19 protein-coding genes and 1 pseudogene are annotated in these 18,278 nt (G+C 70.4%); 8 read left to right on the top strand and 12 right to left on the bottom strand.

All coding sequences use genetic code 11. The features are described from left to right. Positions 1-106: 106 nt before the first annotated feature. Genes ABZ818_RS39335 through ABZ818_RS39305 form a run of 7 tightly spaced genes read right to left on the bottom strand, consistent with a single transcriptional unit; the run spans position 107 to position 7,790 of the window. A complete protein-coding gene (locus ABZ818_RS39335; RefSeq protein ID WP_361426111.1) occupies positions 107-1,417 on the bottom strand; it encodes an amidohydrolase family protein in 1,311 nt (436 codons plus the stop codon). Positions 1,418-1,429: 12 nt separating this feature from the next. Further along, the gene (locus ABZ818_RS39330) at positions 1,430-2,263 is read right to left on the bottom strand and encodes an ATP-binding cassette domain-containing protein (RefSeq protein ID WP_361426108.1); all 834 of its coding nucleotides are present in this window, start codon (positions 2,261-2,263) and stop codon (positions 1,430-1,432) included. After that, a complete protein-coding gene (locus tag ABZ818_RS39325; protein ID WP_361426105.1) occupies positions 2,260-3,228 on the bottom strand; it encodes an ABC transporter ATP-binding protein in 969 nt (322 codons plus the stop codon). Before ABZ818_RS39325 ends, ABZ818_RS39330 begins: the two co-directional genes overlap by 4 nt. Next, positions 3,225-4,037 carry an ABC transporter permease gene (locus ABZ818_RS39320; protein WP_361426102.1) on the bottom strand — a complete coding sequence of 271 codons (813 nt, stop codon included), beginning with the start codon at positions 4,035-4,037 and terminating at the stop codon, positions 3,225-3,227. Before ABZ818_RS39320 ends, ABZ818_RS39325 begins: the two co-directional genes overlap by 4 nt. Further along, positions 4,034-4,984 (bottom strand): ABC transporter permease, encoded by a 951-nt coding sequence (locus tag ABZ818_RS39315; protein ID WP_361426099.1) that lies wholly within the window; start codon positions 4,982-4,984, stop codon positions 4,034-4,036. The genes ABZ818_RS39320 and ABZ818_RS39315 overlap by 4 nt, the downstream gene beginning before the upstream one ends. Continuing rightward, on the bottom strand, positions 4,981-6,600 hold the full coding sequence (locus ABZ818_RS39310; protein WP_361426096.1) for an ABC transporter substrate-binding protein: 1,620 nt from the start codon (positions 6,598-6,600) through the stop codon (positions 4,981-4,983). Before ABZ818_RS39310 ends, ABZ818_RS39315 begins: the two co-directional genes overlap by 4 nt. Further along, positions 6,597-7,790 carry an amidohydrolase family protein gene (locus ABZ818_RS39305; RefSeq protein WP_361426093.1) on the bottom strand — a complete coding sequence of 398 codons (1,194 nt, stop codon included), beginning with the start codon at positions 7,788-7,790 and terminating at the stop codon, positions 6,597-6,599. Before ABZ818_RS39305 ends, ABZ818_RS39310 begins: the two co-directional genes overlap by 4 nt. 97 nt (positions 7,791-7,887) lie before the next feature. On the opposite strand from ABZ818_RS39305, the gene ABZ818_RS39300 reads away from it, so the two are divergent. Then, positions 7,888-8,553 (top strand): FadR/GntR family transcriptional regulator, encoded by a 666-nt coding sequence (locus ABZ818_RS39300; RefSeq protein ID WP_361426090.1) that lies wholly within the window; start codon positions 7,888-7,890, stop codon positions 8,551-8,553. A gap of 153 nt (positions 8,554-8,706) precedes the next feature. After that, positions 8,707-9,705, top strand: coding sequence for a nitrilase-related carbon-nitrogen hydrolase (locus ABZ818_RS39295; protein WP_361426087.1), 999 nt, complete (start codon positions 8,707-8,709; stop codon positions 9,703-9,705). Here the strand turns inward: ABZ818_RS39295 and ABZ818_RS39290 are convergent. Together ABZ818_RS39290 and ABZ818_RS39285 are read right to left on the bottom strand one after the other, a co-directional pair. After that, positions 9,702-10,577: a PhzF family phenazine biosynthesis isomerase gene (locus tag ABZ818_RS39290; protein ID WP_361426084.1), complete on the bottom strand. Its 876-nt coding sequence runs from the start codon at positions 10,575-10,577 to the stop codon at positions 9,702-9,704. The genes ABZ818_RS39295 and ABZ818_RS39290 overlap by 4 nt on opposite strands. 102 nt (positions 10,578-10,679) lie before the next feature. After that, entirely contained in the window at positions 10,680-11,618 is a 939-nt protein-coding gene (locus tag ABZ818_RS39285) for a helix-turn-helix domain-containing protein (protein ID WP_361426081.1), read from the bottom strand. A 211-nt stretch (positions 11,619-11,829) separates the two neighbouring features. On the opposite strand from ABZ818_RS39285, the gene ABZ818_RS39280 reads away from it, so the two are divergent. Together ABZ818_RS39280 and ABZ818_RS39275 are read left to right on the top strand one after the other, a co-directional pair. Then, positions 11,830-12,501 carry a DJ-1/PfpI family protein gene (locus ABZ818_RS39280; protein ID WP_361426078.1) on the top strand — a complete coding sequence of 224 codons (672 nt, stop codon included), beginning with the start codon at positions 11,830-11,832 and terminating at the stop codon, positions 12,499-12,501. 59 nt (positions 12,502-12,560) lie between these two features. After that, a pseudogene (locus ABZ818_RS39275) lies at positions 12,561-12,855 on the top strand (hypothetical protein); the annotation flags it as partial. A 78-nt stretch (positions 12,856-12,933) separates the two neighbouring features. Here ABZ818_RS39275 and ABZ818_RS39270 read toward each other — a convergent pair. Together ABZ818_RS39270 and ABZ818_RS39265 are read right to left on the bottom strand one after the other, a co-directional pair. Next, positions 12,934-13,347 (bottom strand): cupin domain-containing protein, encoded by a 414-nt coding sequence (locus tag ABZ818_RS39270; protein ID WP_361426075.1) that lies wholly within the window; start codon positions 13,345-13,347, stop codon positions 12,934-12,936. Between the two features lie 38 nt (positions 13,348-13,385). Further along, complete coding sequence (locus ABZ818_RS39265; RefSeq protein ID WP_361426072.1) at positions 13,386-14,228, bottom strand: SDR family NAD(P)-dependent oxidoreductase; 843 nt, start codon at positions 14,226-14,228, stop codon at positions 13,386-13,388. A gap of 229 nt (positions 14,229-14,457) precedes the next feature. Between ABZ818_RS39265 and ABZ818_RS39260 the strand changes: the two genes are divergently transcribed. Together ABZ818_RS39260 and ABZ818_RS39255 are read left to right on the top strand one after the other, a co-directional pair. Then, a complete protein-coding gene (locus tag ABZ818_RS39260; protein WP_361426070.1) occupies positions 14,458-15,345 on the top strand; it encodes a helix-turn-helix transcriptional regulator in 888 nt (295 codons plus the stop codon). A 77-nt stretch (positions 15,346-15,422) separates the two neighbouring features. Next, positions 15,423-16,001, top strand: a complete 579-nt coding sequence (locus ABZ818_RS39255) for a GNAT family N-acetyltransferase (RefSeq protein WP_361426067.1) — start codon at positions 15,423-15,425, stop codon at positions 15,999-16,001. 94 nt (positions 16,002-16,095) lie between these two features. Here the strand turns inward: ABZ818_RS39255 and ABZ818_RS39250 are convergent, their stop codons facing one another. Next, positions 16,096-17,124 carry an aminoglycoside phosphotransferase family protein gene (locus ABZ818_RS39250; RefSeq protein ID WP_361426064.1) on the bottom strand — a complete coding sequence of 343 codons (1,029 nt, stop codon included), beginning with the start codon at positions 17,122-17,124 and terminating at the stop codon, positions 16,096-16,098. A 148-nt stretch (positions 17,125-17,272) separates the two neighbouring features. Here ABZ818_RS39250 and ABZ818_RS39245 point away from each other — a divergent pair, with 148 nt between their 5' ends. Together ABZ818_RS39245 and ABZ818_RS39240 are read left to right on the top strand one after the other, a co-directional pair. Next, a complete protein-coding gene (locus ABZ818_RS39245; protein ID WP_361426061.1) occupies positions 17,273-17,599 on the top strand; it encodes a hypothetical protein in 327 nt (108 codons plus the stop codon). 80 nt (positions 17,600-17,679) lie between these two features. After that, the gene (locus tag ABZ818_RS39240; protein ID WP_361426058.1) at positions 17,680-17,985 is read left to right on the top strand and encodes a DUF427 domain-containing protein; all 306 of its coding nucleotides are present in this window, start codon (positions 17,680-17,682) and stop codon (positions 17,983-17,985) included. Positions 17,986-18,278 lie beyond the last annotated feature (293 nt).

Genomic DNA, 18,278 nt, shown 5'->3' with positions numbered 1-18,278 from the left:
ACCAGCGTCAGGTGGACTGGCAATTCACCACCCACGATGCACGCATCAAACTGCGCCATCTCTATCCCAAATATTAGCTGCGACAGTCTACTAGCGCAGGCGGCCGTCAGGTGCCGACGACGACGCCGTTGCTGATCACCGCGCTCGGCGTCCTCAGCGCTGTGAGATCCTCCAGCGGATCGTCGGCGAGCAGCACCGCGTCGCCACGGAAGCCCTGCGCCAGCCGCCCGGCGCTGCCGCTCAGTCCGGTCAGCCGCGCCGCTGCCGTCGTGGCGGTGCGGATGGCGTCCAGGGCCGGCAGGCCGGCCTGGTGCATCAGTACCACCTCGCCGCCGATCGGATCGATCTGCCCCCCGGCGGAGTCGGTGCCCGCCGCCAGCGGGACTCCCATGTCGTGTGCCCTGCACACGGCTTGCTGCAGTATGGGGAGGAACTCGCGCCCCCGCGCGGCGAGTACAGGGTCGTCGGATTCGGCCAGGCCGGCGATGGCGGTCAGGGTGGGCGTGAAGTACGTCCCGCGGCGCTGCATTTCGTGCAGCGTGTCCTCGGCGACGAAGACGCCGTGCTCCAGACTGCTGATGCCCGCCAGGACGGCGTCGCGGCAGCCTTGTTCGCTGTAGCTGTGGCAGAGGACGCCGGCTCCGCGGCGCCGCGCCGCCGCCACCACCGTGGCGAGTTGCTCACGGTTGTACACCTGGCGCAGCGGGTCCTGGTCCGGCAGGCCCGCACGGTCGTTGACCCGGGTCTTGATGACGTCCGCGCCCCGGTTCAGGTTCACGTCGACCACGCGGCGCAGCGCCTCGGACGAGCGGACGCCGTCCTTGAGGCGGGCCAGCGGGGCGAGGTCGGGGTCGGCCAGGATCGTGTCACCGAGGTCGGGGGTGACGAAGATGCCGGCGGCCCGCATTCGCGGTGCCCGGGCCGGGGCCCACCGGGCCAGTTCGCGTACGGCGATGTCCTGGTAGAAGGTGGTGGACCCACTGCGCACGCTGGTCGCTCCCTGACGGAGGGCTGTTCCGGCCTCCTTGAGGGAGTTGATGTGGATGTGGGCGTCGACCAGGCCGGGGAGCACCCATCGGCCGTGGGCGTCGACCACGCTCACGTCCGCTCGCAGCGCCGCGCGGGCACGCCGGGTGGCGTCCCGGCTGCCCGCGGCCCGCACGGTGCCGTCCACGATGACGACCACGGAGTCGGTGGTGACGTCCCCGGTGAGCGGGTCGAGGAGGGTGCCGCCGTCGATGACGAGAGTGCCGCCGGACGGTGCAGGGCCGGTGCCGGGTGCCTCCCGTTCCGGCGTACGGGTGGCCGCCTCGGCCGTGCCGGCGAGCAGGGATCCGCCGGCCAGTGCCATCGCGGTGGCGAGGACGCCGCGCCGGGCGACGTGTGAGGGCGGCGGCTGATGGTGGTCCAGACACATGGTGATGGCCTCTCAGTGTTGGGGACGGGGGGAGGCGGGGTGCGGGGAAGGGTGGGAGCCGGCCGGGCGACGGCGGGGCTTCCAGCCGGGTCTGGGAACCGCGTCCAGGAGGGCTTTGGTGTACTCCTCCTGCGGGGCGCGCAGCAGTTGCCGGGTCGGCCCGCGCTCGACCACGCGGCCGGCGGACATCACGATCGCCGTGTCGCTGATCTGGTTGACGACCGCCAGGTCGTGCGAGATGAACACGTAGCTGATGCCGCTGCGTTCGCGGATGTCGGTCAGCAGGTTGAGGATCTGCGCCTGCACGGAGACGTCCAGCGCCGCGACCGCCTCGTCCAGCACCAGGACCTGTGGTTCGATGGCGATCGCGCGGGCGATGGCGACGCGTTGCCGCTGTCCGCCGGAGAGCTGGCGGGGCAGCATCGTGGCGTGCCGGTCGGTCAGTCCCACGGCCTCGAGCAGCTCCAGGACCCGGTTGCGCCGCTCGTGCGCGCTCAGCGGGAAGTGCAGGGCGAGGCTGGTTTCGATGACGTCCCCGATGTGCTGCAACGGGTCCAGTGAGGAGTACGGGTCCTGGAAGACCATCTGGATCTCCCGGGCCCGGCGGCGCCGTTCGGCCGAGCCGGTTCGGCCCGTCCGTGGTCGTCCGCAGACGCTGATCGTGCCGGCCGTGGGGGTTTCCAGGCCCAGCAGCATGCGGGCGACGGTGGTCTTGCCCGAGCCGGACTCGCCCACGACGGCCAGCGATTCACCGCGGGCGAGGGTGAAGGACAGGTCGTCGACGGCGACGGCGCCCTTCCCGTAGACCTTGCGCAGACCTTCCGCCCTGACCAGGATCTCGGTCACGGTTCCTCCGCTCGTATACAGGCGACGTGGGCGTTGCCCACCGCGCGCAGCGCCGGGCGGGCGGTGGAGCACTCCGGTGTGCTGACCGCGCAGCGGGGTGCGAAGGCGCAGCCTTCGCCCGCCTCGAAGGCCGCGACCGCGCGGCCGGGGACGACGGGCAGCGGATGGACGACCTGGTCGATACTCGGCCGGGATGTCAACAGGCCACTGCTGTAGGGATGCCGGGGGGATCCGGTGAGCGCCTCGGCGGACTGCACCTCCACGATCCGTCCGGCGTACATGACGCCGATGCGGTCGCAGGTCGCCGCGGCGAGTTCGAGGTCGTGGGTGATCAGCAACATGGCCATACCGCGGTCCCGGCGCAGTTCGTCCAGGATGACCATCACCTCCGACTGGGTGGTCACGTCCAGAGCGGTCGTGGGCTCGTCCGCGAGCACCAGGTCGGGTTCCACGGCCAGTACCGATGCGATCATGACGCGCTGGAGCAGTCCGCCGGACAACTCGTGCGGGTGCTGTCGCATCCGGCGTTCGCCGTCGGTGATGCCGACATCGGCGAGAAGGCGGACGGCCTTGGCGTGAGCCTGTTTCGGGGGCACCGACAGGTTGGTGACCAGCGCCTCGGTGAGGAAGTCACCGATGCTGCGTACCGGGTTGATGTGCGCCCGGGGGTCCTGGAAGATCATCGCGATCCGGCGCGACCGCAGGGCGCGCAGCTCGCGCGCCCCGAGGTCGAGGACCGGTGTCCCGTCGAACTGGATCCGGCCGCTCAGCCGTGCGCCGGGTGGGGTCAGGCGGAGGATGGACCGCGCGGTCATCGACTTGCCCGAGCCGGATTCGCCGACGAGGCCGACGGCTTCGCCCGGGGCGACGGTGAGGCCGACGTCGTCGACGAGCGTCCGCCATTGCCCGCGGCCGGCCGGAACCTCGAGCCGCAGCTGGTCCAGGACCAGGAGATCGTTGCTCATCGCGCACCCCCTTGCTGAGCACCCATCCGGTCGCCGAGCACCGTCACCGCGACCACCACGATCACGATCAGCACGCCCGCGCTGATGGCCTCCATCGGCTGGCCGCGCATCGCGCCGTCCAGTCCGCTCTTGACCATCAGGCCCCAGTCGGCGGCCGGCGGCTGCACCCCGAGTCCGAGGAACGAGATCGCGGCCAGGTCGATGATCGCGAAGCCGAGCGCCGACACCGACTGGGCGACGATCAGCGGGCGCAGGTTGGGCAGCAGGTGGCGCCCGCAGATGGCGACGGCCGATCTGCCCTGGAGCCAGGCGGCCGAGACGTAGGGGAGGCCGCGTTCCCGCAGCGCGGCGCTGCGGACGACGCGGGCCACATACGGCGTGTACGCCACGGCCAGGCCGAGGACCACTCCCGTCATACCGGGACCGACCACGGCCACGGTCACCAGGGCGAACACGATGCCCGGCACGGCGAACAGAACGTCGAGCAGCCGGGAGATGACGGCGTCGACCCGGCCGCCGGACCACGCGGCGACGATCGCGAGCGTGGTGCCCACCACGGTGGACAGTGCGATGGTGACCAGCGGGCCCAGCAGCGTCGTGCGGGCCCCGAACATCAGCCGCGACAGGATGTCCCGGCCGAGCGCGTCACCACCGAGCACGTGGCTTCCGGTGCTCCCGGACAGCGCGTTGAAGAGGTCGGGCCGATTCGGATCGTAGGGCGCCAGCAGTGGCGCACAGGCGCTGACCACGGCAACGACCGCGAGAAGTGCCAGTGCGGAGAGGCCCGTCGGGCCCAGGCGTGCCTTCATGTCGCCTCCCTGGGAGACAGACGGGGGTCGATGAGCGAGTAGCACAGGTCGACCACCAGGTTGACGATGACGAACGCGGTGACCAGGACGAGAACGACGCCCTGCACCACGGCGAAGTCCCGCTGGAGAATGGCCCGTACGAGCAGTGAGCCGAGCCCGTCCAGCGCGAAGATGTTCTCGACGACCACGGAACCCGCGATCAGGCCGGCCACGGTGAGGCCCATGACGGTCACGACCGGGATCGACGCGTTGCGCAGCACGTGCCGGCGGACGATGTGGGACTCGGAGAATCCACGGCTGCGCGCCGTCTCCACGTGTTCGCGGCCCAACTCCGCGCCCACCGAGGCGCGGGTGATGCGGGCCAGGAAGCCGGCGCTGCCGAGGCTGAGGGCGATGGCGGGCAGCGTCAGGTGATACAGCCGGTCGCCCAGGCCCGCTCCCGGGCCGAAGACCGGGAACCAGCCCAGCCCCAGGGCGAAGGCGACGACCAGTACGACGCCCACGACGAAGGTGGGAGTGGCCAGGAAGACGCTGTTCACCACGGAGACGGCCGCGTCGACCGGGCCCAGTCGCAGCGCTCCGAGCAGGCCGAGGGCGATACCGATCACGACGATGATCACCGTGGCGTACAGGACCAGCAGCCCCGTCGTCGCCAGCCGGGTGGACATCAGGGCGGACACGTCCTGGCGGTAGACCAGGGACTGACCGAAGTCACCGTGCAGCGTGTCGCCCAGCCAGCTGAAGTAGCGGACCAGGAACGGCTCGTCGAGGTGGTACTGGTGACGGATCGCCGCGATCTGCTCGGGGCTGCCGCTTCGGTTGCCGAGCAGAAACGCCATGGGGCCGCCGGGAACCGTGTAGAGCAGCCCGTACACCAGGAACGAGGCCACGAGGAGGACCGCCGCGAGCGCGGCCAGCCGTCGTGCCAGGAATGTCAGCCACCTCATCGCGCACCGATCCCGGCGGCCCAGGGGTAGTACAGGTACGAGAACGAGGCGACCGCTCCGGTGATCCGCTTGTTCATGTAGAGGATGACGGGCAGGGAGGTGATCGGCGTCCAGGGCACGTCCCGGCTGACGGTGGTCTGGATTCCGCTGACCAGCCCGGCCCGCTGCTGCGGGCCGTAGGCGGCCTGTGCCTGCCTGACGGCGCCGTCCACGGACGCGTAGTCGTCGAAGTTGGACCGGCCGCCCTTGGTGAACACGCGGTAGACGTCCAGGGGATCGGGCATGTTGCCGTACCAGGTGCTCAGGAAGGCGTCGATGCCTTCACGGGCTTTGGGGTCGCTGTAGAGGTTGCCGTACTGCTCGACCGGGATGACCTTGATCTTGACGTCGAGCCCGAGGTCCTCGCCGGCGGCCTTGATGATGCTCGCTGTCTGTTCGTGCACCGCCGAACTTCCTTGGATCCCGATGGTGAGGGGGCGGGACGGCTTGGCGGCGGCCTTCAGGAGCCGCTTGGCGCGGGCGAGGTCGGGCTTCGCCGCGGGCAGAGCGTCGTGTGCGGTGCGGAAGGTGTCCGCGGCGTAGCCCCAGTAGTCGGAGTTGGCCAACGTACTTTCCGGGGCTGCGGCCCCCTGGAAGATCACCCGGGCGATTCCCGGTCGGTCGAGGGCGGCCGACAGTGCCTCGCGCACGCGCGGATCGGCGTACGGGCCTGACTTGGCGGCGCCGAGCAGGGCCCAGAAGGTGAGGGAGCGGCCGAGCGTGACCGAGCCGGTGGGGGAGTTGACCAGTTGGCTGAGTCCGGCAGGGGGGAGGTAGAAGTACTGCCCGTCGACCTCGCCGGACCGCAGGGCGTTGACCGCGGTGGTCTCGTCGGCGATGAACCGGAATACCAACGTCTTTGATTTCGCCTTGAGTTCGGCGTTCCAGTAGCTGTCATTGCGAGTCAGCCGAAGGGAGTCGCCGGGCTTCCAGCCGGCGAACTTGAAGGGTCCGGTGCACATGACGCCGCCGGTGGGAGAGCCGAGGTTCTTTCCGGCCTTGTCCAGGAACGATTTCTCCACGACGGCGCCGGCGGCGGTCGCCATGGCCTGGTTGAAGAGCACGTCGGGCTGCTTGAGGTCCACCGTGACCTGGTACGGTCCGGTCGCCTTGATGGAGGCGACGGTCTCGAAGTAGTCGCTCCACCAGGTGCCCAGCGTCGGGTCGAGGTGGCGGTTGAGGCTGGCCGCCACGTCGTCGGCGGTCATCTGCTTGCCGTCCCAGAACCTGACGTCCTTGCGCAGCGTGTAGACCCACCGGGTCGGGGTCGGATTCTCCGCCTTCTCGGCCAGACCGGGGCGGATCTTCAGGTCGGGGGTGAGCCGCATCAGACTCTCGCACATGTTCGCGAGCGCGGTGTTCTCGGCGTAGTTGAAGGAGCGGATCGGGTCCAGCGTCTGTGGCTCGTAGGGCAGGTTCCAGGTGATCCGGTCCACGCCGTGGGCGGCCGACGCGGTGGTGGTGGCGAGGTCCGCCGTCGTGAGGGCCGCCTGTTGCCCGCCCAGCGCGGCGTTGCCGCAGGCGGTCAGGGTGAGTGCGAGTCCGCCGGTGAGCAGGACCGGCCTGCGGCGCTTCACCGGGTGGTCCTCTCGAGGCGCCCGTCACGGGCGACGACGTTCCCGGCCCGGACGGCCATCGCGGGCAGCGGCCGGTCGACGAGGACCTGGGCGACGGACTCCCCGGCCAGCAGAACGAAGTCGGCGGGGTCGCCGACCCGCAGGTCGGACCGCTCCAGGCCCATGACGTCCGCGCCGCCGTGCGCCGCCACGGCGTAGCACGCCGCCAGTTCCTCGTCAGTGCGGGCATCGGTGCGGTACGCGAGCAGATGCGCCCGCGTGAACATGTCGCCGTCGCCGAACGGGGTCCAGGCGTCCCGCACGCCGTCCGAACCGGCGCCGACCCGCACGCCCCGTTCCACCAGCGGCCGGAAGGGCACGACCGGCTCGTTGCCCAGCGCGCACGTGGTCACCGCCACGTCCGACTCGGCCAGGAGTTCGGCGGTGCGCTCCAACTCGGTGGCGTCACAGTCGGACAGGCAGAACGCGTGGCTGATCGTGACCTTTCCCCGCATGCCCGCGGCGCGGGTACGGCGGGCGATCTCGGCGATCTGGTCCAGGCCCGCTCGGCCGCGGTCGTGCAGGTGGATGTCGATCGGTGCGCCGGTGCGCTCGGCGATGCCGAACAGCACGTCCAGATGTCCGTCGAGGTCACCGTCGATGCCGATCGGATCCAGGCCGCCGACGATGTCGGCGCCCTCCTTGACGGCCTGCTCCAGCAACTCGGCGGTGCCGGGCTCGGTGAGGAGGCCGAGCTGAGGGAAGGCCACCACCTGGAGGTCCATCGCCGTGGCGAACGGAGCGGCGGCGGCGCGGATGCCGTGCAGGTGGGAGAGCCCGTGGACCGGTGCGACATCGACGTGCGCGCGCATCGCCCGGGTGCCGCGGCTGACCGCCCGGGCGATCAGGGCGCCGGCGCGTTCGTGTACCGGAGAGGTCATGGCGCGCTGGGTGGCGACGTCGTTCGTGATCAGTTCGCGGAGTGTGTCGGCGGGTTCGCGGCTCAGCCACGGCCGGCCCCAGGCCGACTTGTCGGGATGGATGTGTGCGTCGACCGGGGAAGGCAGGGCAAGGGCACCGCCGCCGTCGACGACGACGCAGTTCCCGGGCCGCGTCGAGGGATCGATGGCCGCGATGCGGCCGTCGGTCACCAGCACGTCGTGAGGATCGCCGCCATGAGGTCGGATGTGGGTGAACAGGGCGTGGGTCATGCCAGCGGCCCCCTTCGAGTCGGTGAAAGGGCTGGAACTCCGTCCCTGCAGAGTCATATGGTTATCAAGTCATCTGATGACTAGGGAAGAGGGTTGCATGAAACCCGTCGCACGAATGTCGATCGTCGACGCTGTGATCAACCAGCTGCGGGGAGAACTCGCGCGGGGTACATGGCAGGTGGGCGACCGGATTCCGCCGGAGGACCAGCTCGCCGCGACCCTCGCCGTGAGCCGGCTCTCCATCCGCGAGGCGGTCCGGGTGCTCGTCCACGCCGGACTGCTCACCACCCGTCAAGGCGACGGCACCTACGTCATCGCCACCGACGAGGGCCAGGTCGCGCTGCGTCGGCACTTCGACCGGGCGAGGACCGCCGACATCCTCGTTGTCCGCCGCGGCCTGGACATCGTCGCCGCCCGCCTCGCCAGCACGACGCGCACCGATGACGACCTCGCCGTGATCAGTGAAGCCATGGCACGCAGGGAATCCGCAGGCCGGGCCCGGGACCTGGACGCCTTCACCGATGCCGACGTCGACTTCCACCTGCGCATCGCCGAGGCGTCCCACAATCCGGTACTCAGCGATCTCTACCGGAACATGAGCGACGTCCTGTGGGAGACCGTCAAGGCCAACCAGTGCATGGACGACGCCGGCGACGACCCCTTCCACACGGCGCTGTTCGAAGCAGTGCGCGCCGGCGACCCGGTCGCCGCGACCGCCGCGGCGCTCGCCATCCTGGACGACTACCCGGAAGCAGAGGCGTGACCGCCGCCGATCAGCTGATGCGCGACGCCGACCTGGTCGTCACCAGGGACGAACCCCTGGGCGACCTGCCCGGCGGGACGGAAAGCGTCGTGTCAGCCCCTGTCCCCGCCACTGCCTTGCTCGATGATTCGGGGGATTCCTAGTCTCGGTGCCATGACTTCGCTGCCCCGCGCCGCTGCCGCGCCCCCCGAGTCCCGCCGTACCGTGACCGCTGCCGTCGTCCAGGCGGCCGCCCCGCTGTTCGACACGCAGGCCGCGCTGAAGCGCGCCGAGGAACTCATCCGGGAGGCCGCCGGTGACCGAGGCGCGGAGGTCGTGGTCCTGCCCGAGGCGTTCCTCGGCGGCTATCCCAAGGGCCTGGACTTCGACATCACCGTCGGCAGCCGCACCCCGGCCGGCCGTGAACTGTTCCGCCGCTACCACGCCGCCGCCATCGACGTCCCCGGCCCCGAGACCGACACCCTGGCCGCCCTCACCCGGGACCTCGGCTGCCACGCCGTCGTCGGCGCCGTCGAACGCCGGGGCGGCACCCTCTACTGCGTCGCCCTCTTCTTCGGCCCCGACGGCTACCTGGGCCTGCACCGCAAGCTCATGCCGACCGCCGCCGAACGCTACCTGTGGGGCCAGGGCGACGGTTCCACCCTCCCGGTCGTCGACACCGGCACCGCCCGCCTCGGCGCGGCCATCTGCTGGGAGAACTACATGCCGCTGTTCCGTACGGCCATGTACGCCAAGGGCGTCGACCTGTGGTGCGCGCCGACCGTGGACGACCGCGACGCCTGGCAGGCCAGCATGCGGCACATCGCCCTGGAGGGCCGCTGCTTCGTGCTCAGCGCCAACCAGTACCTGCGCCGCGAAGCCCTGCCCGCCGACCTCCACCCCGTCCAGGGCGACGCGCCCGACACCGTCCTGATCGGCGGCGGCTCCGTCATCGTGTCCCCGCTCGGGGAGGTCCTCGCGGGCCCGCTGCGCGACAGCGAGGGCATCCTGACCGCCGAACTGGACCTCGACGACCTCGTACGCGCCCGCTTCGACTTCGACCCCACCGGCCACTACGCGCGCCCCGACGTCTTCATGCTCCACGTCGACGAATCCGCCCGCACCGCCGTCACCAGTGGGGGCGCCGCCGCCTGGTCGGCCAGGACCGACTAGCCGATGCGAGTTCCCGTGCCGCTGACGCGGACGCGCGGGTCACCCGCGCGCAGCGTCACCGTGAGTTCGCCGGGGCGGCCCATGTCCTCGCCCTGATGCAGGGTCAGGACCGCGTCCTCGGGGACCAGACCGAGCTCACGGGCATACGCACCGAACGCGGCGGCCGCGGCGCCGGTCGCCGGGTCCTCGACGACGCCGCCGACGGGGAACGGGTCACGGACATGGAAGACGGTGGCCGACTCCCGCCACACCAACTGGACCGTCGTCAGGTCCAAGCGGTGCATCAGGGCTTCGAGGCGTGGGAAGTCGTACGCGAGATCGGCGAGGCGCGCGCGAGTCGCCGCCGCGAGTACGAGGTGGCGGGCGCCGGCGAACGCGATGCGGGGCGGGAAGGCCGGGTCGAGATCGGCGGCCGGCCAGTCGAGGGCTGTGAGCGCCTCTGCGAGGTCGGTGTGGGCGATGTCTCCGATGTGCGGCTCGACACTGGTGAGTGTGGCCCTGACCGTCCCGCCCTCCTCGGCCACCTCCACCGGCACGGTGCCGGCGCGCGTCGCGAACACCAGCTCCCCGGGGCCCATCCGCTCGGCGAGCGCGACGGCGGTCGCGATGGTGGCGTGCCCGCAGAACGGCACCTCGGCCTTGGGACTGAAGTAACGGATGCCGTACGCCCATCCCTCCTGGCCGCCGAGGCCCTCCGGCGGCGCGGTCAGGAACGCGGACTCCGAGTATCCGAGGTCGGCGGCGATGGCCAGCATGTCGCTGTCGTCCAGGGCGGTGGCGTCCAGAACGACGCCGGCGGGGTTTCCGCCGTCGGGGGCGCTGGAGAAGGCGGTGTAGCGCAGCACCTCGGGCCGCGGCGCGTTCGTCGTCATGCGCGCGGTAACGCGGGGCGGGGCCGCGGCTATTCCGGGACACGGGCGGAGGTGCGGATCTGGCTCCACGACGCGCGTGGCTGCGGGCCCAGCAGGGTCGGTTCAACTGAAAGTGCGGCGGTATGCCTGTGGGCTGACGCCCGTCGTCCGCTTGAAGCGGTCGCGGAACGCTGTGGGCGAGCCGAACCCGACCTGTCCCGCGATCCGCTCCACCGGATGCTGTGTGGTCTCCAGGAGGTGCTGGGCCTGCCGGATGCGCGCCCGGTGCAGCCATTGCAGCGGGGTGGTGCCGGTCTGCTCGCGGAAGCGGCGCATGAGGGTGCGGGTGCTGACGCCGGCGTGCGCGGCCATGTCGGCGAGGGTCAGGTTGCGGCCCAGGTTGTCCTGGAGCCAGGTGAGCAGGGGCTCGAAGGAGGATCCCTGCGGTGTGGGCGCGTACTGGTGGACGATGAACTGCGCCTGCCCGCCCTCCCGTTCGAGCGGCATGACGGAGAGCCGGGCCGCGTCGGCGGCCACCGCCGAGCCGTAGTCGCCGCGGATCATGTGCAGACACAGGTCAAGGCCTGCGGCGGCGCCCGCCGAGGTGAGGATCTGACCATTGTCGACGTACAGCACGTCGGGGTCGACCGTCACCTTCGGATGCAAGGCGGCCAGCAGGTCCGCCGCGATCCAGTGCGTCGTGGCGCGCAGCCCGTCGAGGAGTCCGGTGGCGGCCAGCGGGAAGGTGCCCGTGCAGATGGACGCGATCCGGGTGCCCTCCGCGGCGGCCGCCAGCAGCGCGTCGCGGACCGCGGGCGTGAGCGGTGCGGTGGGGGTGGCCGTGCCCGGCACGATCACCGTGTCCGCGCCCTTGAGGCCGTCGAGTGCCCGGTGTGCGCGGAGGGTGAACGCGCCGGCGTCGATTTCGGGGCGCTCGGCGCACACGCGAACCTGGTAACCGGGGCGCCCGTCGGGGAGCCGAGTACGGGAGAAGACCTCGATCGGCGTGGACAGGTCGAAGGGGATCACCTGATCCAGCGCCAGGACGGCGATGGTGTGCATGGCGAGAACATACCGCGTCGCCGCATTCCCGCCACCGTTGCTACGTCGCCACCACCAGGTCAGGTGTGCCGAAGGACGACTCCCACATGGTATGGCGACATCCCGTTGACACCCGTCATGAATGCCACTGGGGCGCGGATGTGCGGCTGACTAGCGTCGGTGGCGATCCCGGCGCGGACCGGGACCTGTCGTACGCGAAGGAACCATCCCAATGCACGTTCAGATCGTCCTGTTCGACGGCTTCGATCCGCTCGATGTCATCGCCCCGTACGAGGTGCTGCACGCCGGTGGCGCCGCGTCCGGCGGGGCGGTCCAGGTCGAGCTGGTCTCCGCCGAAGGGCCGCGCGACGTGGTCAGCGGCACGGGCGGGCTCGCCCTGCGCGCGACAGCAGCGCTCGACCCCGGGCGTGCGGGAGCGGTTCTGGTGCCCGGCGCTTCGGGGCCCGTCGGGGAGCCCGGCGAAGTGCCGGACGAGGAGGCGTCCGAGCCCACCGTCCCCGTACTGCTGGGCCGCACCCTGTCCACCCCGCTGCCCGCACTGCTGAAGGGTGCCCTGGACAACCCGGCGATGATGGTCGGCGCCGTCTGCGGCGGCTCCCTCGTGCTGGCCCTGTCCGGGCTCATCGAGGGGCGGCCCGCCACGACCCACCACCTCGGCCTGGACCTGCTCGACGCCACGGGGGTACACGCGGTGCACGCCCGGGTCGTCGACGACGGCGACCTCGTCACGAGTGCGGGAGTCACTTCCGGGCTCGACCTCGCCCTCCACCTTCTGGAGCGGGAGGTGGGGCCCCGGATCGCACACGCCGTCGAGGAACTGTTCGCGTACGAGCGCCGCGGCACGGTCTGGCGGGCGCGGGGCCCGGAGCCGACTCGCCTGTGACCGGCCGGCCCTCCCCGCGCCCCGCCACTCCGTACAGCGAAAAGGAGAAGAACCACTCCATGTCCGTCGAAGGCATCTGGGACCTGTCCATCGCCACTCCCATCGGCATGCTCAAGGCCGCCGTCGAACTCCGCGGGAAGGACACGGGCTTCACCGGTGTCGCCCGTGGCACGGGGGGAGGAAGTACCACTCCGAGATGTGGAGTTGGCTGGTGACCAACTCACATGGCGGCAGTCCACCACCAAGCCCCTGCGGCTGGACCTGACCTTCGCCGTGACGGTAGACGGCGACACCCTGACCGGCACCTCCCGCGCCGGTCGGCTACCCGCCTCGAAAGTCACCGGCACCCGCCGCCCCACCAGCACGGACGTGGACCATTGGCCGCGGGAAAAATCCTGCTCTCCGTCGGCCTTTGAGCAGCGTTCCGTTTGGTCAGCCTTCGACGGTGGCGAGGGCCGCGACGTACTGCTCGTCGGTTACGGGTTCGAGCCAGGTGGTGCCGTCGCCGCTGTCGTCGCCGACGACGATGGCGATGTGAGCCATGAGGTTGGTGTCGGTGGCGCCGTGCCAGTGCTCCTCACCTGCGGGGCACTTGAAGGTCTCGCCGGCGCCGGCGCGCACCACGTTGCCGTCGCGGGTGCCGACCAGGCCGACGCCGTCGGTGATGTAGAGGATTTGGCCGTTGACGTGGGAGTGCCAGTTGGTGCGGGCGCCGGGCGTGAACCGGACGAGGCCGACGGCCAGGCGGGCCGGTTCGGCGGGGGCCTCGATCAGGTTGAGGCAGACGTCGCCCGTGAAGCGTTCGGCGGGGGCCTTCACGGTAGGGGTGCTGGTGATGTGTTCCATGGCTCTCTTCCTCGATGTCGCAGTGGTTGGCGCGGTGTTCAGCCGGCGTCGGTGTGAGCGAGGCCGGAGCCGAGCTCGCGGGAGGCTGCCACCTGGGCGAGCAGTTCCTCGGCCTTGGCCTCGACGGCTTGGAGGCAGTCGTCGCCGGCGACGAAGCGCAGTGGCGGTCGGTCGAGGTCCGCCACCTTGAGCAGCGCGTCGGCGAGCTTGACCGGGTCGCCGGCCTGCCGGCCGTTCATGGACTCCCACTGCTTCCTCGTGGCGGCGGTGCGTTCGGCGTAGTCCTCGACACACAGCTCCGCATACGTGGTGGAGGCATCCACGAGCAGTTCGGTGCGGAAGAAGCCCGGCTCCACGATCGTGGTGTGGATGCCGAACGGCTCCACATCATGGTGCAGGGACTCCATGAAGCCCTCGACGCCGAACTTCGCGGCCGAGTAGGCGACGCAGAAGTCGACACCGACCACGCCGGCGAGGGAGGAGACGGTGACGATGTGCCCCGAGCGCTGGGCGCGCATCACGGGCAGGACGGCGCGGGTGACGTTCATCGGCCCGAACAGGTTCGTCTCGATCTGCGCGCGGACCTGCCGCTCGGACAGCTCCTCGAAGAAGCCCGCGTAGAAGTTGGCCGCGTTGTTGACCAGCACGTCGATGCGCCCGACACGGTCGACGGCGGCCCGGGCGGCGCTCTGGGCCGCCTGCGAGTCCGTGATGTCCAGCGCGGTGGTCAGCAGATTGTCGTGCTCGCCGCCGAGGGCTTCCCGGACGCGCTCGGGGCGGCGGCCGGTGGCCACGACCTGGTGCCCTGCGGCCAGGGCCTGGCGGGCGATGTCCGCGCCCAGGCCGCGTCCTGCGCCGGTGATGAAGAAGACCTTGCTCATGAGGGGTATCGCTCCGTGATCGATGTGTGGGTGCGGGCCTGCTCTTGGGGCGCGGACGGCCTCGGTATGGAAAACCTCCTCGAACAACTGGGCACCGTCGGGTTCCCAGGCGGCCTCAACCGGCGCTGGTATCGAGGAAACCGCAGGACAACGGGGTGGAGAAGGGTCTGCCGTTACAGGTACTGACAGGACTCCTCACGGGTGGGCCGTCCGACTTAGCCTGGAACACGTGAGTACCGAGAGTGACATTCGCGAGTTCCTGGCCTCCCGCCGCGCCAAGATCACCCCGCAGCAGGCGGGGCTGCCCGCCTTCGGCGGCAACCGGCGCGTGCCGGGCCTGCGCCGCGAGGAAGTCGCCCTGCTCGCCGGTGTCAGCGTCGACTACTACGTGCGCCTGGAGCGCGGCCACCTGGCCGGCGCGTCCGAGGAGGTTCTCGACTCCGTCGCGACCGCTCTCCAGCTCGACGACGCCGAACGCGCCCACCTCCACGATCTCGCCCGTGCCGCCGCCAAACGCCCCACCCGCCGTACCAAGCGCCCCCGCGGGCCCCTGCCCGACAGCGTGCTGCGCGTGCTGAATTCCATGAGCGACTGCCCGGCCTTCATCCGCAACGGCCGGCTGGACGTGCTCGCCACCAACCCGCTCGGCCGCGCCCTGTACAGCCCGCTCTACACCGGCAGTGCTCGGGAGCCGGTCAATATGGCCCGCTTCCAGTTCCTCGACCCCGCCGGACGCGAGTTCTTCCCGCACTGGGAGGAGTCCGTGAACACCACCGTGTCCCTGTTGCGGACCGAAGCCGGCCGCGCGCCGGGCGACAGCGACCTGACGGGCCTGATCGGCGAACTCGTCACCCGCAGCGACGAATTCCGCACCGCTTGGGCCAAGCACAACGTGCGCCTGCACCACACCGGCCGCAAAGCCTTCCGGCACCCTGCCATCGGCGAGATCACCCTCGACTTCGATGCCATGGAACTACCCGCCCAGCCTGGTCTGACCCTCACCGCCTACAGCGCCCCACCCCACACCTCCGACCACGACAAGATCCAACTCCTCGCCGCCTGGGCTGCTACCGAGGACGCCGAGTCCACCAGTCACCCGGCCAACCAGGACGGATGAATGCTGGTCGCGCTCGCGGAACATCAGCTCGCCGGTTCCTCATATCTCGTTGCAGTGACCCGTTCCGCGAAACAATCATGGCTGTCATGGACCGACCGCGTCAGATCATCGAGTGCGGAGACTTCGTCCTGCGGCGCTGGCGCGGACAGAGCGATTTCGCTCAGGCTTTCAAGCTGATCGAGGAGTCTCTGGACCACCTGCGCCCGTGGATGCCGTGGATCGCCCAGCACAGCGAGACAAGGACCCGAGACTTTCTGGCGAAGTCCGAGTCGAAGTGGGCAAGCGGCGACATCTACAACTATGCCGTCATCAAAGACGGCACGCCCATCGGCATGTGCCAGACCTACCGCGGGCCCGAACCGCAGGGATGGAGGATGGGGTACTGGCTGCACCCTGCCGCCGCCGGCCAGGGCATCGCCACGAGGGCGACGGCCGCCCTGGTCACCGAGATGTTCGCCCTGCCGGACGTGGAGTACTTGGAAATCACGCACGATCTGGCCAACACCTCCAGTGGCGCCATACCGCGCCGGTTGGGGTTCACCGAAGTTGGTCGTGAGCAGCCCACACCACCTGCCGCTCCCTCCGGCTGCGGCATCGACGTGGTCTGGCGCCTGAACCGCCCCACACCGCCCATCAACGGCGCCCCCGCTCAATGAACATCTGGACCGAGCGGTTTCAGCTCCTGCTTCTTCAGACGGGCTCCTCCGGCGGATCGGGATTTCGTGCTCCTGGCCAGGTGACCGGGGGCCCTCAGGGCCGCTGAGCCGGCAGTGGTTGAAGCGCGGGCCAACGGGTGAGCATTGCGTCGCGCATGGCTACGGCGAGCTGCCCCAGATTTTCGAGTTCGCTGCCGCTCATGGTCATCTGGCTGACGATTCCAAGCCGGTGGACGAGCCGCTGCCGAGCCGTCGCGGTGCCCCACCGCCAGTCCTTGGTGGGGACTTTGGACAGGTGGTCGGCGGTCCCACGGTGAGCCCGCTCAACCAGTGCGTCGCCTCGAAGCAGCCAGCTCGCGCACGTGTCGGTGAGATCGTCCTGGAGATCGGCGCCCGTCGCATGGCGCCAGGCCGTGCGGTAGGCGGACTCTGCCGCGTTCAGCAGCGGTTGAGCCGGGGCCGTGACGCACCAGCAGGTCGGGAAGCCGATGCGGAGGTAGGCGAGTTCCACGAGCCCATGGCCGAGCGAGGCCTGCTCGAAATCGATGAACCTGACCCCGCTGCTGGTGTGCATGTCGTTGCCGGGGCAGGGATCGCCGTGCAGCAGGGCATGCCCGGATGTGTGGGTCAGGCGGTTCAGGAGGTCGTCCAGCTCGGTCCGCACTTCGGACGGCACCGTGCAGCCGAGCGTCCGAGCGAGCCCGAGGAAGGAGCCGATGTCGTCTCCGGTGGGAGCGGACCAGGCGGGGAGAAGGCCGACGTCGTCAGCAGTAGTGGCCGCGTGGAGTCGGGCCAGTGCCTCGGCATAGCCGACCAGCCAGTCGTCAGCCGGCGAACGGTGGTCCAAGTGCTCCAGGACCAGTACCCGTTCGACGGGGTCGGTGCCAAGGAGTCCCGGCACGACGGGCGGGTCGACCCGGGACGCGAGCCGCAGCGCGGCCACCTCGCGGGCGTATCTCTCGGCGGCCCCTGGACCCTCGATGAGCTGCTTGACCACCACCGGTGTGCCCGACAGCTCTGTCCGCCATACCCGTGATCGCGGACTGCTGCCCAGCCTGCGAGTCCGCCGAGGCGAACCCAGCTCACCCCGCAGCCTCTCCCTGAACGGCAGCCGTGACCACATGGCCTCATCCTTCCACGTGAGCGAACACTTACGCGGCGTCGTGAAAGGCCGGTGCTCCCCGCTCAGCCATCGGCCGCCGTCCCACCTCTCGCCTGAGTGCTGGTGGGTTCGTGGTCTGAAACATGTCCAGATGCGCGATCCTGGAGATATGGAGATCGAGATTTTCGCGGTGCCAGGATGCCCCCACCAGCAGCTTGCCGAGGAGCAGCTGCGGGAGGCCCTGGACGGCGCCGGGCTGTCCGGCGAAACCTTCACCACCAGGGTGATCACGGATCAGGCTGAGGCCGAGCGGTCGGGATTCACCGGCTCCCCGACGATCCTGATCAACGGCCGCGACCCGTTCGCCGAGCCCGGCTCCTCGCCCTCGGTGGCGTGCCGGATCTACCGCACCCCGCATGGCTTGGCTGGTGCGCCCGGGGTCGACCAGCTCAGGCAGGCCCTGCGAGCGGCTGCCGACACGGGCGGCGGAGTGTAAGCGCGATCACCATCGGGCCGGTGGTCGGCGCTCCAGCGTCGCTGAATGGAGCCCAAGGATCTCGTCGGAGGTGGCTGGTCATGATGCGCGCCGTATGGAACGGCACCGTGCTCGCGGAGGCCGAGCGGACGGTCGTGGTGGAGGGCAACCACTACTTCCCGCCCGAGTCGCTCCATCGCGAGCACTTCACCGAGAGCCGGACCAGGTCGCTGTGCTTCTGGAAGGGGCTCGCCCGCTACTACACGGTGACCGTCGCTGAGCAGACCAACCCGGATGCCGCCTGGTCCTACCCGCATCCCAGCCCGCTTGCCCGGAAGATCAAGAATCACGTCGCCTTCTGGAACGGCGTCGTGATCGAGGAAGTCACCCCGGAGGTGAACCGGTGAACGCCGTATGGAGTCTGCGGCGCGCGGCATGGCTGCCACCCAGCGCATCGCCACCACCCTGACCACCCGCGCCACCCGCACCGACACCGCTGCCGGGAAGCTCCGGTCAGGCCCGCGCCACCCCCGGATCGCGGGACCAGGGTGGACGAGGGGCGTGCCGCGCTCACCTGCTCTCTTGTGAGGAGGGTCCGGCGTTCGCGCCGGGTAGGAATCGCATCTTGTGACGGCGTCGCGGAGCGCCGCCGCATGCGGGTTCCGGGGCGCGGAGTGCCCTGGCAGCCTGCCTGGCGGAG

Origin of the sequence: Streptomyces sp. NPDC047453, assembly GCF_040643155.1 — a bacterium.
Lineage (GTDB): Bacteria > Actinomycetota > Actinomycetes > Streptomycetales > Streptomycetaceae > Streptomyces.
Note: the sequence above shows the minus strand (reverse complement) of the source record. Positions and strands in the feature narration are given on the sequence as shown.

Coding starts and splice junctions, on each gene's coding strand:
- ABZ818_RS39335 (WP_361426111.1), bottom strand. CDS start 1,417: ATGTGTCTGGACCACCATCAGCCGCCGCCCTCACACGTCGCCCGGCGC.
- ABZ818_RS39325 (WP_361426105.1), bottom strand. CDS start 3,228: ATGAGCAACGATCTCCTGGTCCTGGACCAGCTGCGGCTCGAGGTTCCG.
- ABZ818_RS39320 (WP_361426102.1), bottom strand. CDS start 4,037: ATGAAGGCACGCCTGGGCCCGACGGGCCTCTCCGCACTGGCACTTCTC.
- ABZ818_RS39315 (WP_361426099.1), bottom strand. CDS start 4,984: ATGAGGTGGCTGACATTCCTGGCACGACGGCTGGCCGCGCTCGCGGCG.
- ABZ818_RS39305 (WP_361426093.1), bottom strand. CDS start 7,790: ATGACCCACGCCCTGTTCACCCACATCCGACCTCATGGCGGCGATCCT.
- ABZ818_RS39300 (WP_361426090.1), top strand. CDS start 7,888: ATGAAACCCGTCGCACGAATGTCGATCGTCGACGCTGTGATCAACCAG.
- ABZ818_RS39295 (WP_361426087.1), top strand. CDS start 8,707: ATGACTTCGCTGCCCCGCGCCGCTGCCGCGCCCCCCGAGTCCCGCCGT.
- ABZ818_RS39290 (WP_361426084.1), bottom strand. CDS start 10,577: ATGACGACGAACGCGCCGCGGCCCGAGGTGCTGCGCTACACCGCCTTC.
- ABZ818_RS39285 (WP_361426081.1), bottom strand. CDS start 11,618: ATGCACACCATCGCCGTCCTGGCGCTGGATCAGGTGATCCCCTTCGAC.
- ABZ818_RS39280 (WP_361426078.1), top strand. CDS start 11,830: ATGCACGTTCAGATCGTCCTGTTCGACGGCTTCGATCCGCTCGATGTC.
- ABZ818_RS39270 (WP_361426075.1), bottom strand. CDS start 13,347: ATGGAACACATCACCAGCACCCCTACCGTGAAGGCCCCCGCCGAACGC.
- ABZ818_RS39265 (WP_361426072.1), bottom strand. CDS start 14,228: ATGAGCAAGGTCTTCTTCATCACCGGCGCAGGACGCGGCCTGGGCGCG.
- ABZ818_RS39255 (WP_361426067.1), top strand. CDS start 15,423: ATGGCTGTCATGGACCGACCGCGTCAGATCATCGAGTGCGGAGACTTC.
- ABZ818_RS39250 (WP_361426064.1), bottom strand. CDS start 17,124: ATGTGGTCACGGCTGCCGTTCAGGGAGAGGCTGCGGGGTGAGCTGGGT.
- ABZ818_RS39245 (WP_361426061.1), top strand. CDS start 17,273: ATGGAGATCGAGATTTTCGCGGTGCCAGGATGCCCCCACCAGCAGCTT.
- ABZ818_RS39240 (WP_361426058.1), top strand. CDS start 17,680: ATGATGCGCGCCGTATGGAACGGCACCGTGCTCGCGGAGGCCGAGCGG.